We start from the raw sequence: 15,802 nt of genomic DNA on the forward strand, positions 1-15,802 counted from the left end.
ACACGGCGGCGACACATCGTTATCTGGAGCGTGTCGCCGAGGAGCATGCCGATATTCTCGAGGCGATTCTCGCCGGCGACTCGGACGCGGCCCGCGATGCGATGCGTCATCATCTGAGCCGTGCGAGTAATACCTATGCTTCTTATCGGACGTGACGCCTGGTTGGCGCATGGCGGCCCTTATCCTGCGACCTTGGCGTCTCGGATGGGGCCCGGGTCGACATGTTCATTCGAACGCTTGTGGGTAGCGACGCCTGGCGCGGGCCAGCCGATAGATGGTGATAGCGTTGGTAACGAATACCAGCGCCTCGGCGAGCATGCCGCCCACTGAGCCCACCAAGGCATGGCTGAGAAACCATGACAATGCTGCGAGCCCCAAGCAGATGCGCATGGATATGCCGTGGAATAGAAACATACCCACCGTTCCCACCGTCATCGCCACGATGGCAGGCACGTCTGCCCAACCTTGCCAGGTCAGCAGTGCCGCCAAGCCGCTGGCGACAAGCACGCCCGCCATGACACCCTTGCTGCCCGGATAGCGCCGGGCGAGTGCGATGCGCACGATCACCAGCACCGTCAACGCCGCTGCCGTCCAGCTCTCGAAGAGGATGAACTGCAACGCGAAGGCCACATTGGCGGAGAGCAATAGACCCATCAGCCGCTCATCCCGCTTACTGGCAAAGGCAAGCAGGCAGAGTATCAGCGAGATCACGCCAAAGAATTGCCCAGCGAGTGCGCTATAACTGTCAAGCATGCAGCGGCTGACTCCTTGTCATGGCCATATTCACTTAATCGCAGTTTGCGATAAGGGGCGCAAACCTTCGGCAAATATCGTGAGTGAGGTGATTAGTGAGTGGCCGGTTTTAGATCCAGCCTATCAATTTCAGTATGAACACTCCGGCGCTAAGGGTGAACAATGAGGCGACGGTAGTGATGACGATGATATTGGCGGCGAGTTTGGCGTTGGCGTGCGCGGCCTTGGCCATGACGAAACTCGCCGCAGCGCCGGGGCTACCGAAGAAGAGAAAGAGAATGCCCAGCTCGCGCCCACGATAGCCGAGCGCGAAGGCGCCCAATACGCCTAGAAGGGGGAGCCATACGACCTTCCAGAGGCTGGCATCCAGTGCAAGGCCGCTACTCTGTTTGACGGAGGTGAACGACAATGTACCGCCGATACAGACCAAGGCCAGCGGTAGAGACATGGCGCCGAAATAGTCGCCCGAGGTGAGCAGCCATGCGGGCAGGTCGATATGGAAATACGCAAAGGGAATCGCCAATAAGACACCCAGGATGAGCGGGTTCTTGGCAATATGTTTGAGAATCGCGCCGATGCCCGATCGTGCACCTGCGCTGTAATAGGCCAAAATGATCGCCGATAAGACGTTGTACACGATGATGATGCCGCCGACGAGGATGCTTCCTAGCGACAACCCGTAGTCGCCGTACTGGTTGGCGGCAAGGGCCAAGCCGACGATTCCGCAATTACCGCGGAAAGCTCCTTGCGTGAAAACGCCGCGCTCGGCATGGGGGCAGCGCCAGATGGACCAGCCCCAGGCAAGGAAGAAACTCAGTACCGAAAAGCCTAGGAAGTAGACGATCAGTCCCGGCTGCAGGGCGACGTCCAGATCGGCGCGCACGATACTCAGGAAAATCAGAGTCGGCATGGTGGCGCGAAACACCAATGCCGAGGCCATGGAAATGAAATGTGCGTCGATCCAGCCGATGCGTTTGAAGACGATTCCCAGAAACACCATGGCGAAGACGGGAAGCGTGACTTGCAGGGTATGCGAGAAGACGGCCAGCAGGTCCATGCGCGATCAGCTTCCTTGTCTTGCTAGTACGAAGCCCACGATGATGGCAGCGGCCACGACGAGCCAAAATAGGGTATTGCGCAGGCGAGTGGGACGGGGTGGTCGAGATTTTGGCACGCAGGATTCCTTGTTCCTTGGTCGGCTTGGGAAACGAAAAGGTTTATGGTAAACCCGTTAGCCTGCTAGGCCCAGTGCCGCGCTTCAAACGCCCCATGACCGATGAAGACGGTGGCGTGGCGAGCGGGCCCTCGATCGATCAATTATGGGAGTCCTCATGCGCGAACCCGAATCTCTGAATCTGGCCCATGGGCGCCTCGCGGCCCTGGCCTGGGGCGACGCTGACGCGCCCGTGTGGTTGGCGCTGCATGGCTGGTTGGATAACGCCGAAAGCTTTTCGCGCTTGGCCCCGTTGCTAGTCGAACGTCTGGGGATTCGCATCGTCGCGATCGACTTCCCTGGTCATGGGCGCTCGCAGCCGCGTGCCGAAGGCGGCGACTACCCGATCTGGGAATATACGTTGGACGTGTTGGACGCGCTCGATGCATTGGGGCTCGATAGTGCGCCGCTGCTCGCGCATTCGATGGGGGCGGCTGTCTCGTGTCTGGTGGCGGCCGCGATGCCGGAGCGTGTCGAGCGTCTGGTGCTGCTCGATGGCCTGGGGACATTGACTACCGAGGTCGACGATACCGCCAAGCAACTGCGCATGGGGTTGATCCAGCGCCGTCGCTCGCGTTCCACGGTGCCGCGCTATCCCGACGAGGCCACTGCGATCGCGGCACGCGTGGCGGGCGGTGTGACGCCCATCGATACCGACACGGCTACGCCCCTGGTGCGCCGCAACCTGGATGTGGAAGACGATGGCCACGTACGCTTACGCTCCGACGGTCGCTTGCTGCGCCCCTCGTTGGTGCGCTTTACCACCGAGCAGATGCTGTCGTTACTGAATAACATCGAAGCCCCGGTACTGTTGATCGAAGGCGAGCAGGGTATTCTCGCCGAGCGTGCCTACGCCCAACGTGCTCGTGACGCCATCGCTCGGCTCACGCGCGTGCTACTGCCCGGTGGACATCATCTGCATCTCGAAGCGCACGCCGTCGACGCCGTGGCCGAGGCTATCATCGCCGACTCGAATGAGACGACGAGGCGTCATGTTTGAAGGAGAAGGCTGACATGGGCAAGCGAGTGGCGTTGGTACTGGGCAGTGGTGGCGCGCGGGGCTATACGCATATCGGCGTGATCGACGAGCTAGTGGCCCGCGGATACGAGATCGCCGCCATTTCGGGCTGCTCGATGGGCGCCCTGGTGGGCGGTATTTATGCGGCTGGCCAGCTTGATCGATACCGCGACTGGGTGTGTCAACTGGATTACTTCGATGTGCTCAAGCTGGTCGACGTAACCTGGAGCCCGATGGGGGCGATGCGTGCCAGCAAGGTGATGAACAAGCTCGAGAGCCTGATCGGGGATATCCGCATCGAGGATTTGAGCATTCCGTTGACGACCGTGGCCACCGACCTCAATCGGCAGAAGGAAATCTGGTTCCAGAGCGGTCCGCTTTTGCGCGCGATCCGTGCCTCCATCGCGGTTCCTGGCATCATCACGCCGGTGCATCTGGATGGGCATGTTCTCGTCGATGGCGGTTTGCTCAACCCATTGCCGATCATTCCCACCGTGGCGGTTCACGCCGACCTGGTAGTGGCGGTCAACTCCACTGCGCAGACTTCCCGACAGGTGACGCTCGAGGAAATGCTGCCGCCCGAGGAAGCGGCCCAGGAAGAAGCACGCGAACGCGAGCGCGAATCGCGCGGACAAGGATTCGGCGGCTGGCTGGGCGGTGTGCGCGAGCGTGTGCAGCACATGTTCGGCAACGGCCAGGAAGACGGCGAGGATAGCGAGTCCTCCGAACAAGCGGCGACCGAACGCGCCTGGGGCAAGCTCGACATGATGCTGGCCTCATTCGATATCACTCAGGCGGCATTGGCTAAATACAAGGTGGCCGGGTATCCCCCCGATATCTTGATCGAGGTGCCCAAGAGCGTCTGCGGTGCCTATGAGTTTCATCGTGCCGAGGCGCTGATTCAACTGGGGCATCACCTGGCCGCGCAGGCCATCGACCGTTACGAGGGGGATCGCGACATGACCGTGACCGGAGGGGACGTGACTGAAGCCAAGTATCATCCACTGATGACCCCTGCCAGACGCAAGCCGAGTTGAAGCTTGGGTGTGTTAAAGCTTAGGTGTGTTACAACTTGGCTGTGTTGAAACTTAGATGTTGGATATTCGTGGCCGGTGGCGGTCGGTTATACGGCATCACCGCGCCGACGAAGCAGGATATAGACCGCCCCGGTTCCACCATCCGCATCGCGTGCCGAGCAGAAGGCGAGCACGGCGGGCCATTCGCGCAGCCATGCATTGACGTGGCTCTTGATGACGGGGTAATCATCGTCCTTACCCAGTAGCGATGCGCGGGCCTTGCCGTGTATGACGAGTACACAACGCCAGCGTTGCCCGTGGGCGTCGTGAAGGAACGTTTCGAGCTGCTCGCGCGCCTCGCTGACGGTGTAGCCGTGGAGGTCCAGGCCGGCTTCCCATTCGATATTGCCGCGCTTTAGTTGTGTCCGTGTGCGATAGGGAAGATCGGGGACCGCGAATTCCAGTGCCTCGCTGGGGCGCACCGGCTCGACGCGACCATCACTGGTGCGACTGGTGGGGGCTTGGGTGTCGGCGCTGGTGGCGGCGGCACGGCGCTCCGCCACGGCCTCGTCGTCGCTGCGACGCGGGCGTCCGGTATCGGCGCGGTTGGTATGCAGGCGGTGCACACCGGCGTCTTCCAGCGCTTGACGAAACACGTTGATCTCGGCGTCGTCGGGCTGGCCACGGCGTCGGCTCATGACGAAACTCCCCAGGCGGCACGGTCGGTTGAAAGGTTACCCAGTATAGCGACTTGCCCACGGCTGTGAACCGGCGCGCGCTCCGGGTACAATCGCCGATTCCATGGAACCGCTTAACAGGATGCTTCGTGCCCGCTTCCCGACCGACCGACGTTTCCACGCTGACCCTTGACGATGCGTCACTGGCCGAAGGGCTGGTGTCGCTGCGTGATTGCCTGCGCTGGGCGACCAGTGAATTCAATGCCCACCGCTTGCACTTCGGACATGGCACGGCGAGCGCATGGGACGAGGCGGTGGCACTGGTGCTGGGCGCGCTGCATCTGCCTTGGGATGTCGACCCGGCGGTGCTCGATGCCCGATTGTTGCCGATCGAGCGTCGCCGGGTCGTGAGCCTGGTGCGCCAGCGCATCGAGCAGCGCACACCTTTGCCGTATTTGCTGGGTGAGGCTTTCTTCGCCGGTTACCCTTTCGAGGTCGACGAGCGGGTACTGATCCCGCGCTCGCCGATCGCCGAGTTGGTCGAGGACGCCTTCGCAGCCTGGTTCCCCCAGTGGTCACCGACGCGGGTACTGGACTTGTGCGCCGGTTCCGGTTGTATCGGTATCGCCACGGCGCTTTACCTGCCCACGGCCGAGGTCGACCTGGTCGACATCAGCCCCGAGGCGCTGGCGGTGGCCAAGGCCAACATCGTGCATCACGATGTTGGTAAGCGCGTGCGTGCGGTGACCTCGGATTTGTTCGCCGGCGTTGCCGGTCAGCGCTATGACATCATCGTCTCCAACCCGCCCTATGTGGATGCGCGTGACCTGGCGGGCATGCCGGCCGAGTTTGGCCACGAGCCAAGCCTGGCTCTGGCGGCGGGCGACGATGGGTTGGATATCGTGCGCCGCATGTTGCGCGAGGCGCGTGAGCATTTGACCGACGATGGCGTGTTGATCGTCGAAGTGGGCAATTCCGCGCGGCATCTCGACGCGGCGTTTCCCGAAGTCCCGTTCTTGTGGCTCGAGTTCGAGCGGGGCGGCGAGGGCGTATTCGCGCTGACCGCTGCCGAGCTCGACCACTATGCGGCATCGTTCGCCTGATCGTTGAGGAGCGCGGAATGTCCGGCAATACCTTTGGCAAGTTGTTCACCGTCACGACCTTCGGCGAGAGCCACGGCGAAGCGCTAGGCGCCATCATCGATGGATGTCCGCCGGGGCTCGAGCTCGATGCCTCGGATTTGCAGCATGATCTGGATCGGCGTCGGCCGGGCACCTCGCGGCATACTACGCAGCGCCGCGAGCCCGATCAGGTACGCATCCTCTCGGGCGTTTTCGAGGGCGTTACCACCGGCACGCCGATTGGGCTTTTGATCGAGAATACCGACCAGCGCTCCAAGGACTACTCGAAGATCAAGGACCAGTTCCGCCCCGCGCATGCCGACTACACCTACCATCACAAGTACGGGATTCGTGACTATCGCGGCGGTGGACGTTCGAGCGCCCGCGAGACGGCCATGCGCGTCGCTGCCGGCGCTATTGCGCGCAAGTACCTAGCATCGCAAGGTATTCGCGTGCGCGGCTACATGAGTCAGCTGGGCCCCATTGGCATCGACTTCAAGCAGTGGGAAGCGGTCGATAGCAACCCGTTCTTCTGTCCCGACCCGGACAAGGTCCCTGAGCTCGAGGCCTTTATGGATCAGTTGCGCCGCGACCAAGACAGTGTCGGCGCGCGGATCACCGTCGTTGCCGAGGGCGTGCCGGTGGGGCTTGGTGAGCCGGTCTTCGACCGCCTGGATGCCGACCTGGCCCACGGCTTGATGAGCATCAACGCGGTCAAGGGGGTGGAGATCGGCGACGGTTTCGCCGCCGTGGCAAGCCGCGGCAGCGAGCATCGCGATGAGATGACGCCCGAGGGTTTCCTCTCCAACCATGCCGGGGGCGTGTTGGGTGGCATTAGTTCCGGTCAGGCGCTGGTGGCGCATCTGGCGCTCAAGCCGACCTCCAGCATCACTCAGCCGGGGCGTTCGATCGACATCCACGGTGAGGCCGTGGAGGTGGTCACCAAGGGACGGCACGATCCTTGTGTCGGCATTCGAGCCACGCCGATCGCCGAGGCGATGATGGCGCTCACATTGATGGATCACTTCTTGCGTCACCGCGCGCAGAACGCGGATGTCGAAGTGGACACACCACGCTTGTCGTGAAGGCTACTTGATAAGCGTCATGCATCACGAAGCCCGCCTTGCCCAGGCGGGCTTTTTCGTGGGGAACGCTCTCGTTTCGCGCAAGGCTCGCTACACTGAAAGGAGCAAGCAACGGGAGCGTCTCATGAAAGTCCATGTCGAGTTCGATCTCACCCCAGCCGAATTTCGCCAGGCGATGGGGTTGCCGGATGTCGAAGCCTTTCAACAAGAGTTGATGACCCATATTCGCCAGCAGATGGACGCTGGGGCGGAGGGCTACGATCCCTGGAGCCTCATGCAGCCTTTCCTACAGCAAGGCATGGCACAGGGTGTCGCCAATTTCGGGCACTACCAGCAGATGTTGATGGATATGCTGCGTCAAGCCGATACACAGGGTGACGAAACGGCTCACAATTCGAAACGAAAAAAGTCCTAGAGTCTTGACATATGGCAATTGCAAGCTCAAAGGGGTGGGACTATTATTTGTGCAGTGCAGCATAACGCGCACTGGCCTTGCCTAGATCCTCCAGGAGGAATCCGTCATGCAGGACAAAATGTTTAGTGCCTTCTCCGAACAGACGCGCGGCTTTTTCGAGCCCATGCGCAAGTTCAACGGTCTGATGCTGGACAACATGGAGCGGATGACCGAATACCAGCTCGATGCCATGAAGCGCTATAGCCAACTGGGCGTCGAGCGTATGCGGGCGGCTTCCGAGGTCAAGGATGCCGAGGACGCACGCGATTTCACCACCCAGCAGGCCGACATGCTGAATTCGCTTTCCAAGCAAATGCTCGAAGACGCCCGTGCGATGGCCGACATCAGCCTCAAGTTCAAGGCCGACCTGGAAGAGATGATGTCCGAAACGGGGCAGCAGGCTGCCGATCAAGCCTCTGAGAACATGAAGGCGGCGTCCGAACCCGCCAAGGCGGCGAGCAACAATAGCCAATCGTCCTCTTCACGCAGTAGCAGCACCAGCAAAAACAAAGAATAGAACAGCAGGCACCACGTGCCGTGTCCCCGGCAGTCGCGAAGACAGGCGGCTGCCGACGGCGCGCATGCGCGTGAACCGTTTTGCGATGCGGGGAGATGACGTATGTGGCAAGGGCCCGAGGAAGGCAATGATGCCTTCGCTGACCCGCACGCCTGGCAACGTCAGGTGAGCGAGTTCGGTGAGCAATACCAATCCCTCATGCAGGAAGCCTTCAATCGGTTGTGGCCCAGCGACGCGGGTGCTTCGGTGTATGCCGACATGCAGGAGAGTCTGCGTATCGGCGCCGAGGCCATGGTTTTCAATGCGCCGGCGGTCTATACCGTGCAGATGCGTCTGGCGCAGGATCAACTGCGTGTCTGGCAGAATGCTCTGCGGGAGCTCATGGGCGAGAATGTACCTGCAGTGATCGAGCCGAGTCCCGAGGATCGACGCTTTCGCGATGATGCCTGGCACTCGCATCCCTTCTATCGCTATATCCTTCAGCAGTATTTGCTCTTCGTGCGTGCCGTCGACGAGTTGTTGGCGAATCTCGGCGGATTGACGCCCGAGACACGCCATCAACTGGAATTCTATGCGCGGCAGTACGTCAACGCACTGGCGCCGAGCAACTTCGTCTCCACCAATCCTGAAGTGGTCCGCAAGACTCTCGAAACACGAGGACAAAACCTCGTCGAGGGCCTCAAGCGTTTGCGCGAGGATCTGGCCAATTCCGCCGAGGGACTCAACGTCGCGATGAGCGACCGCAGCGCCTTTCGGTTGGGTGAGAACCTTGCCATCACACCGGGCGAGGTGGTCTTCGAAAACGATTTGATGCAACTGATTCAGTACAACCCGAGTACCGAGGAGGTCTTCAAGACGCCGCTGCTGATCGTGCCGCCCTGGATCAACAAGTATTACGTGCTCGACTTGCGCCCGGATAACTCGCTGGTGAAATGGCTAGTGGCGCAAGGGCATACGGTGTTCATGATCTCATGGCGCAACCCCGGGCCCGAGCAGCGTTACCTGACCTGGGCCGATTACATGCAGTCGGGGCCGGTCGCCGCCATGGGCGCCATCGAGCAAGCCTGTGGTGAGAAATCCGTCAACCTGTTGAGTTACTGCATCGGCGGCACGCTGGCGGCGACCACGGTGGCGTATCTGACGAGTAGTCTGCGTGGTCGCAAGGTGCGTTCTGTGACCTACATGGCGACGCTGCAGGATTTCAGTGACCCCGGCGAGATTGGCGTGTTCCTCAGTGAGCCGGTGCTGGCGGGCATCGAACGTCAGCTAGCGCGTGACGGCTACCTCGATGGTCGTGCCATGGCGTTTTCCTTCAACCTGCTGCGCGAGAACGATCTTTTCTGGTCGTTCTATATCAGCAACTATCTCAAGGGCGAGGCGCCAGCGGCGTTCGATCTGCTGTATTGGAACAGCGACGGCACCAACCTGCCGGCGGGCACCCATGGTTGGTACCTGCGCCACATGTATCGCGAGAATCGTCTCGTCCAGCCCGGCGGCATAGAGCTCGATGGCGTCAAGATCGACCTACGGAAGATCTCGACACCGAGTTATTTCGTCTCCACGCGCGATGACCACATCGCCAAATGGCGAGGCAGCTATTTGGGAGCTCGACTGCCTAAGGGGCCGGTGACCTTCGTGCTGGGGGGCGCGGGGCATATCGCGGGAATCGTCAATCCACCGGCGAAACGCAAGTACGGCTACTGGACCCATGATGAGATCCCCGACGATCCCGATGCCTGGCTCGAGTCGGCGACGTTTCAGGAGGGATCCTGGTGGCCGCATTGGCAAGCCTGGATGACCGACAACCGCTATGCCGATCCCGACAAGACGGTCGCGGCGCGTCATCCGGGAGAGGGCGAACTGAAGCCCATCGAACCCGCCCCCGGCCGCTATGTGCGGCAGACGATTCCCGAGGTGTTGGGTGTTAAACCTGCTGAGGACGACAGCTCGTCGTCATGATGGCTGAGTGCCCTCAGCGCTTGACGGGAAAGAGGCGCACCGGGACCACCGGTGCGTCTCGCGACTGCAGGCGGTCGTCGCTGGGCGCGCAGCCGAAGAAGCGCCGGTAGGCACGGGAGAAATGCTCCAGAGAGCCAAAACCGGCGCAACTGGCGACTTCTGCCACGCTCAGGTCGGTCTGCTGCAGCAGTCGATGCGCGCGATTGATGCGCAGCCAGAGATAATAACGAATCGGCGTGACGCCGAGTTCTGCCTTGAAGCGCCGTTCCAACTGGCGAGCCGAGAGCCCGACGAGGGCGGCTAGTGCCGGCGCCGAGAGCGGCGTTTCCAGGGTGCGTCGCATGGTGCGAATCACCTTGCGCAACTGCGCCGACGTCTCGACATGGTGTTCGGGCGCCGCCGACAACTGTTCGCTGTCGTCGCGACGCTGGCGGCGTTCCAGCAAGTGATTGCGCAACTCCTCCATGTAGGGCGGCTCCACACGTGGCGTGAGCCAGGCGAACATCATGTCGAGCACGGCGGTGCCTCCGGCGCAGCTCAGCCGCTGGCCCGCGATGCGATAGAGGTCGCTGGTGGCCTGGATGCGCGGATAAAGCTCGCGAAAGCCTTCCAAATTATCCCAGTGCACGGCCACCTGATGCTCGTCGAGCACGCCCGCCGCGGCCAGTACTTCGCTGCCCATCTCGATGCCGCCCAACGCCACCCCGGCCGCCGCACACTGGCGAAGCCACATGGCGATACGCTTGTCGCCGGTATACGTCTTGGTCTCGAAACTGGCGAGGACGAACACGCTGTCCAGATCGGCCGGTGCCGGCCACTCGGTGTCCACGTTCAGGGGGACGCCGTTGGAAGCGGCGACCGTGGTATCGCTGCCCAATAATTGCCACTTGAAGCGCGGCTCTTGGGCCAGCCAGTTGATGATGAACAACGGATCCAGCATCGCCCCCAGACCGGCAAAGGAAAACTGCGGCATCAACAGGATCGCGATGCGCTCTGGGGTTGGCGTTGTGCGCTGCGTATTAATCACGATAGTCGGGGGCGTCGCGGTCGAGCAGGCGCATCAAGGCGGCAAGATGCATGTGCGCCGAGCCTTGCGTCAGATAGTCCTCCCATTGCTGGGCGGTCTTGCGCGCGACCTCGGGCGCGACGGGACGCACGGGAAGGCCGCTGGCACGGGCCACCAGATAGGAGCGGCAGGCGCGCTCGAAGTAATAGAGGTTGTCGAAGGCTTCGGCGACGTCGTGGCCGGTGGCGACCACGCCATGATTGCCGAGCAGGAGGATCGGCGCCGTGCCGGCCAACTGACCGAGGCGTTCCGCTTCTTCGTCGAGCCCCATGCCGTCGAACCCGGCATCGACATGCACTCGCTCGAAGAAGCGCATGGCGTTCTGTTCCACCGGGGGTAGCTCTGGCGTCTCCAGGCAGGCCAGGGCGGTGGCGTAGAGCGAGTGGGCATGCATCACGCATCCCACGCCGCGGCCCTGACGATGCATGGCGCCGTGAATGGCCCAGGCGGTGGGATCGATGGATTCGGGACGTTGTGCGGCGCTGGCATCCACCTCGACGAGGTCGCTGGCACGCATTTCCGCGAAATGACGCCCTTCGGGGTTGACCAGAAAGCGCCGGCCGTCCGCCTGGGTGGCCAGGCTGCAGTGATTGGCGACGCCTTCGTGCATGTCGAGGCGGGCCAGCCAGCGGAACGCGCAGGCCAGTTGTTCGCGGGGGGGTACCGGGAAGCTCGGTAGCGGTCGTCATGTATCGCTCCTGTGGCGATGGCGAAACCGAGGCCATCAATAGTGGATCCAGCGCGTCTTGAGCGCCATGTATTTGTGCATGCCGGCCAGCGCGTAGTCGCGGCCGATGCCGGATTGCTTCATGCCGCCGAAAGGCGTCTGCGGGCTGACGGCATCGACGCCATTGACCGTCACGGTGCCGGCCTGCAGGGCATCGCAAAGGCGATGGGCGCGTCCCAGGTCGGCGGTCCACAGGGACGCTGCCAAACCATACTGGCTGGCATTGGCCAATGTCACGCCCTGGTGCTCGTCGCTGAAGCACGTCACGCTGAGCACGGGACCGAAAATCTCCTCCTGGAAGAGCCGATGATGCGGTTCGACATCGGTGAATACCGTGGGGGCGACGAACAAGGCGCCGCCCGCCGCCTGCAGCGTCTCGCCGCCGCACAACAGCGTGGCCTCGCGCTTGCCGACCGCCAGATAGTCGCGAACCTTGTCGAACTGTGCCTGGCTGACGAGCGGGCCAAGCGTCGTCGCCGGATCGAGCGGGTCTCCCGGCACGAGCGTCGCGATACGTGCCTGCAGGGCCTCGAGGAAGCGCTCGGCGATGCCCTCTTGCAGCAACAGGCGCGAATGCGCCGAGCAGACCTGGCCGGCGTTGGTGAAGATACCGGCCACGGCGTTGTCCACGGCGGCCTCCAGATCGGGGCAATCGTCGAACACCAGATGCGGGCTCTTGCCGCCGCATTCCAGCCACACGGGTTTCATGTTGGATTCCCCCGAGTAGACCAGAAAGCGTTTGCCGATCTCGGTGGAGCCGGTGAAGCCGAGCGCGTCGACACCTGAATGCCGGCCCAGCGCTTCGCCGGCGACATGCCCGTATCCCGGCACGACATTGAGCACACCGGGCGGGAGGCCGGCCTGGGTCGCGAGTTCCGCCAGACGCAGCGCGGAAAGCGACGATTCCTCGGCGGGCTTGAGCACCACGCTGTTGCCGGCGGCCAGCGCGGGCGCCAGTTTCACCGCCGCGTTATGCAGGGGAAAGTTCCACGGGACCACGGCGGCAACGACGCCGAGAGGCTCGTGGGCCACCGTGGCCTGTACGTTATTGGGGCTGGGCGCGAGCTGGTCGTAGCATTTGTCCTGGAGCTCGCCGAACCAGTCGAAGAGCAGGGCCGCTTCCTCGACGTCGTCCAGGGCTTCGTGAATGCACTTGCCGACCTCCAGACTGTCGAGCAGGGCCAGTTCCTCGGCGTGGTCGCGCACCTGAGCGGCGAGCGCCTGCAGGCATCGGCGGCGTGTCGTCGGCTCGGCACGTGACCAGGCACCGAGCTCGAACGCGCGGCGTGCCGCGTCGACCGCGACATCGATATCCTCTGGGCCGCAGGCCGTGATATCTGCCAGCGACGTGCCCGTCATGGGGTTGATCGACGCGAGCGATTCACCCTGGCGCGTCATATAACGGTGACCGTCGATGTAGGCCGCGCCATCCAGCGAGAGGGCGGCGGAACGGTGTTGCCAGTCGGCGTGGGTGGTGGGTAGGGGAGAGGAAGACATAACGTACCTTGGCGATTGTTGAATGGGCGTGGAAAGCGCTCGCGCCGACCTTACAGGTCGAGCACCAGGCGTTCCCCCTTGGGACGCGAAACGCAGACGTAAATGATGTCGTTGGCGGCTTTTTCGGCATCGGACTGAAGAACGTCGCGATGCTCGACCTCGCCTTCGAGCACGGGGATGCCGCAGGTGCCGCAGGCGCCTTCGCAACACAGGCTGTCCGGCGCCGCGCCGGCGCGCGCGAGGCCGTCGAGCAGGGTTTCGTCCTCGGCGAGCGTGAACTGCATGTCGCTGCGTGCGAGCTCGATCCGGCAAGGCGTGGTACGCGCTGCCGGCGCTTGCGATGCGCCGCGGAAGCGTTCCATTTGCAGTGCGCCCGGGGGCCACGCCTGTGCCGCGTCGGTCAAGGCGCCCAGCAGGCTTTCGGGGCCGCAGGCATAGACCCCGGTCTCCGGCGCGTAGTTGCCCAGCAGCGCTCGCGGTGCGAGCCTTCCCTGCGTGGCGGAGGCGTGCAGGTGCAACTGCGATGCGGGCAGGAACGCGCGTAGTTCGTCGAGGAACGCCGCCTCGTCCCGGTGGCGCACCAGGTAATGCACCTCGACCGTATCGCCCCGCTCGACGAGTCGGCGCGCCATGGCGACGAGCGGCGTGATGCCGATCCCGCCTCCGATCAGCCGGTAGTGCTGCCGGTCGTCGGCGAGAGGGAAGCGATCCTGGGGCTCAGAGACGCGCAGCCGTGTGCCGATACCGGCCTGTTCAGCCAGGAAGGCGGATCCCCCGCGCGAGGCCGGATCATGCAGCACGCCGATGCGATAGCGACCGTGACGCGCGTCGTCCAGCAGCGAATAGTGACGTACCAGGCCATTGGGAAGGTGCACCTCGAGATGGGCACCCGCCGGGGCCGGCGGCAGGGCGTCGCCATCGGCGGCGGCCAACTCGATCTGGTAGATAGCGCTCGATAGCCGCTGGTGGCTCTCGATCACGACGTCGAATGGCGTCGCGGTCATGGCATGTCCTCCTCAACGTTGCTGGTGTTGCCAGTCGTCATGCAGCCAGAAGGGAGCATCCGAGGGCGCCGGCGGCGCATGGCCGAGGATCATGTCGCTGGCCTTTTCGGCGATCATGACGGTCGGCGCATTGGTATTGCCGCTGACCACGCGGGGCATGATCGAGGCATCGACCACACGCAGACCATTGATGCCATGCACACGAAGCTCGGGGTCGACCACGGCTTCCGGGTCGTCGGCTGGGCCCATCTTGCAGGTGCCGGCGGCGTGATAGCCGGTTTCGGTGGTAGCGCGCGCCCAGGCATCCAGTGCCTCGTCGCTCTGGCAGTCGGCACCGGGGGAAATTTCCTCGCCCCGCAAATCCGCGAATGCCGGCTGCTCGACCAGTTCCCTGACGCGACGCACGGCCGCGCGCATGTCGGCGCGATCGCGCTCGGTGGCCAGGTAGTTGAAGACGATCTCCGGCGCTCGTGCGGGGTCCGCGCTCCTGAGGCGCACGCGGCCCATGCTCGTGGGGCGCATCAAGTCGATGTGCACCTGGAACGCATGCTCGCGCAGGCTTTCGGTGGTGCCGGGCGCGATGGCCAGAGACATGAACGTCAACTGAATGTCGGGATGCTCGACCCCCGCCCGCGAGCGGATGAAGGCGCCGGCGTCGAACTGGTTGCTCGCCGCGAGGCCGCGCCGGTCGAGGAACCAGCGCATGCCCAGCCACCACTTGCGGGGGGCGTAGGTCCAAGGCGCATGCGAAACCGGCTGGCGGCAGCGGTACGCCACCACGGTATCCGGGTGGTCGCTGAGGCGGCGGCCCACGCCCTCGAGCGTATGCACGCGAGGAATGCCGCAGCGGGTCAGTTCGTCGTCGGGGCCGATGCCGGAGATCATCAACAACTGGGGGCTGTTGATGGCGCCGCCCGCCAGGATGACCTCGCGGGTGGCGCGTGCCCGGTGCAGAGTGTCGGCGTGGCGATATTCGATGCCTTCGGCACCGGTCTCGCCGATCAGCACGCGCTGGGCCAGTGCGTGGGTGACGACTGTCAGGTTGGCGCGCTTTTCGGCGCGCGCCAGGTAGCCACGCGCCGTGCTCCAGCGCCTGCCCGCGCGCGTCGTGCGATCGACACGACCGAAGCCTTCCTGACGATAGCCGTTGAGGTCGTCGCTGGCGGCATAGCTGGCTTCCTCCCCGGCGGCCAGGAAGGCTTTCGCCAGGGGATCCTCGGGGCGCCCGGCACTGACATGCAGCGGCCCCGTCTCGCCATGGTAGGCATCGGCCCCCAGTTCGTGGGTTTCAGCACGGCGAAAGTAGGGCAGGACGTGCCGGTAACCCCAGCCGGGACAGCCGGCGTCTTCCCAGACATCGTAATCGCGGGCATGACCGCGGATGTACACCATGCCGTTGATCGACGACGAGCCGCCTAGCGTGCGCCCGCGCGGCGTGGCAATGTGCCGTCCGTCGAGGTAGGGCTCGGGCCCCGACCAATAGTGCCAGTTGAAGCGTGGTCCATCGATGGCCGCCCCCATGGCGGCCGGCATGTCGATGGTCCATGAGCGATCGCGGGGGCCGGCTTCGAGCAGCAGCACCCGGGATTCGCCATCGGCGGTGAGCCGGTCGGCCAGCACGCAGCCGGCCGATCCTGCCCCGACGATGATGTAGTCGTAATCTCGATGAGTCGTCATGCAAGCATCCTGAGGCGA

The 15,802-nt window shown here is 63.4% G+C and carries 16 protein-coding genes; 8 read left to right on the forward strand and 8 right to left on the reverse strand.

Features of this window, described 5'->3' with window-relative positions; genetic code table 11:
* Window positions 1–23 precede the first annotated feature (23 nt).
* On the forward strand, window positions 24–155 hold the full coding sequence (locus tag L1075_RS12990) for an FCD domain-containing protein (RefSeq protein WP_281504186.1): 132 nt from the start codon (window positions 24–26) through the stop codon (window positions 153–155).
* A 70-nt stretch (window positions 156–225) separates the two neighbouring features.
* On the opposite strand, the gene L1075_RS12995 is transcribed toward L1075_RS12990, so the two are convergent.
* Both L1075_RS12995 and L1075_RS13000 read right to left on the reverse strand, forming a co-directional pair.
* The gene (locus tag L1075_RS12995; protein ID WP_246895679.1) at window positions 226–753 is read right to left on the reverse strand and encodes a YgjV family protein; all 528 of its coding nucleotides are present in this window, start codon (window positions 751–753) and stop codon (window positions 226–228) included.
* 109 nt (window positions 754–862) lie between these two features.
* Window positions 863–1,810 (reverse strand): AEC family transporter, encoded by a 948-nt coding sequence (locus L1075_RS13000; RefSeq protein WP_082021296.1) that lies wholly within the window; start codon window positions 1,808–1,810, stop codon window positions 863–865.
* 274 nt (window positions 1,811–2,084) lie between these two features.
* Here L1075_RS13000 and L1075_RS13005 point away from each other — a divergent pair, with 274 nt between their 5' ends.
* Window positions 2,085–2,966: an alpha/beta fold hydrolase gene (locus tag L1075_RS13005; RefSeq protein WP_040242313.1), complete on the forward strand. Its 882-nt coding sequence runs from the start codon at window positions 2,085–2,087 to the stop codon at window positions 2,964–2,966.
* A gap of 14 nt (window positions 2,967–2,980) precedes the next feature.
* Entirely contained in the window at window positions 2,981–4,021 is a 1,041-nt protein-coding gene (locus L1075_RS13010; RefSeq protein ID WP_246895678.1) for a patatin-like phospholipase family protein, read from the forward strand.
* A gap of 86 nt (window positions 4,022–4,107) precedes the next feature.
* Here the strand turns inward: L1075_RS13010 and L1075_RS13015 are convergent, their stop codons facing one another.
* The gene (locus L1075_RS13015; RefSeq protein ID WP_246895677.1) at window positions 4,108–4,698 is read right to left on the reverse strand and encodes a Smr/MutS family protein; all 591 of its coding nucleotides are present in this window, start codon (window positions 4,696–4,698) and stop codon (window positions 4,108–4,110) included.
* A gap of 128 nt (window positions 4,699–4,826) precedes the next feature.
* Here L1075_RS13015 and prmB point away from each other — a divergent pair, with 128 nt between their 5' ends.
* From prmB to phaC, 5 genes are all read left to right on the forward strand, one after another.
* Window positions 4,827–5,780 (forward strand): 50S ribosomal protein L3 N(5)-glutamine methyltransferase, encoded by a 954-nt coding sequence (prmB, locus tag L1075_RS13020; protein ID WP_246895676.1) that lies wholly within the window; start codon window positions 4,827–4,829, stop codon window positions 5,778–5,780.
* Between the two features lie 17 nt (window positions 5,781–5,797).
* Entirely contained in the window at window positions 5,798–6,883 is a 1,086-nt protein-coding gene (gene aroC / locus L1075_RS13025) for a chorismate synthase (protein ID WP_246895675.1), read from the forward strand.
* 124 nt (window positions 6,884–7,007) lie between these two features.
* A complete protein-coding gene (locus L1075_RS13030) occupies window positions 7,008–7,298 on the forward strand; it encodes a hypothetical protein (RefSeq protein WP_246942237.1) in 291 nt (96 codons plus the stop codon).
* Between the two features lie 106 nt (window positions 7,299–7,404).
* On the forward strand, window positions 7,405–7,854 hold the full coding sequence (locus L1075_RS13035; protein ID WP_040242304.1) for a phasin family protein: 450 nt from the start codon (window positions 7,405–7,407) through the stop codon (window positions 7,852–7,854).
* 102 nt (window positions 7,855–7,956) lie between these two features.
* Complete coding sequence (gene phaC / locus L1075_RS13040; RefSeq protein ID WP_246895363.1) at window positions 7,957–9,813, forward strand: class I poly(R)-hydroxyalkanoic acid synthase; 1,857 nt, start codon at window positions 7,957–7,959, stop codon at window positions 9,811–9,813.
* A gap of 13 nt (window positions 9,814–9,826) precedes the next feature.
* Here phaC and L1075_RS13045 read toward each other — a convergent pair whose 3' ends face one another.
* The 5 genes from L1075_RS13045 to L1075_RS13065 form a co-directional block, all read right to left on the reverse strand.
* Complete coding sequence (locus tag L1075_RS13045; RefSeq protein WP_246895364.1) at window positions 9,827–10,786, reverse strand: GlxA family transcriptional regulator; 960 nt, start codon at window positions 10,784–10,786, stop codon at window positions 9,827–9,829.
* Window positions 10,787–10,832: 46 nt separating this feature from the next.
* Window positions 10,833–11,489, reverse strand: coding sequence for a class II aldolase/adducin family protein (locus L1075_RS13050; RefSeq protein ID WP_246942239.1), 657 nt, complete (start codon window positions 11,487–11,489; stop codon window positions 10,833–10,835).
* 114 nt (window positions 11,490–11,603) lie between these two features.
* Window positions 11,604–13,103, reverse strand: a complete 1,500-nt coding sequence (locus L1075_RS13055; RefSeq protein ID WP_246942241.1) for an aldehyde dehydrogenase — start codon at window positions 13,101–13,103, stop codon at window positions 11,604–11,606.
* 50 nt (window positions 13,104–13,153) lie between these two features.
* Window positions 13,154–14,107 (reverse strand): PDR/VanB family oxidoreductase, encoded by a 954-nt coding sequence (locus L1075_RS13060; RefSeq protein WP_246942242.1) that lies wholly within the window; start codon window positions 14,105–14,107, stop codon window positions 13,154–13,156.
* A gap of 12 nt (window positions 14,108–14,119) precedes the next feature.
* Window positions 14,120–15,784: a choline dehydrogenase gene (locus tag L1075_RS13065; protein ID WP_246942244.1), complete on the reverse strand. Its 1,665-nt coding sequence runs from the start codon at window positions 15,782–15,784 to the stop codon at window positions 14,120–14,122.
* Between the last annotated feature and the right edge of the window lie 18 nt (window positions 15,785–15,802).

Origin of the sequence: Chromohalobacter beijerinckii, assembly GCF_023061185.1 — a bacterium.
Classification (GTDB): domain Bacteria; phylum Pseudomonadota; class Gammaproteobacteria; order Pseudomonadales; family Halomonadaceae; genus Chromohalobacter; species Chromohalobacter beijerinckii.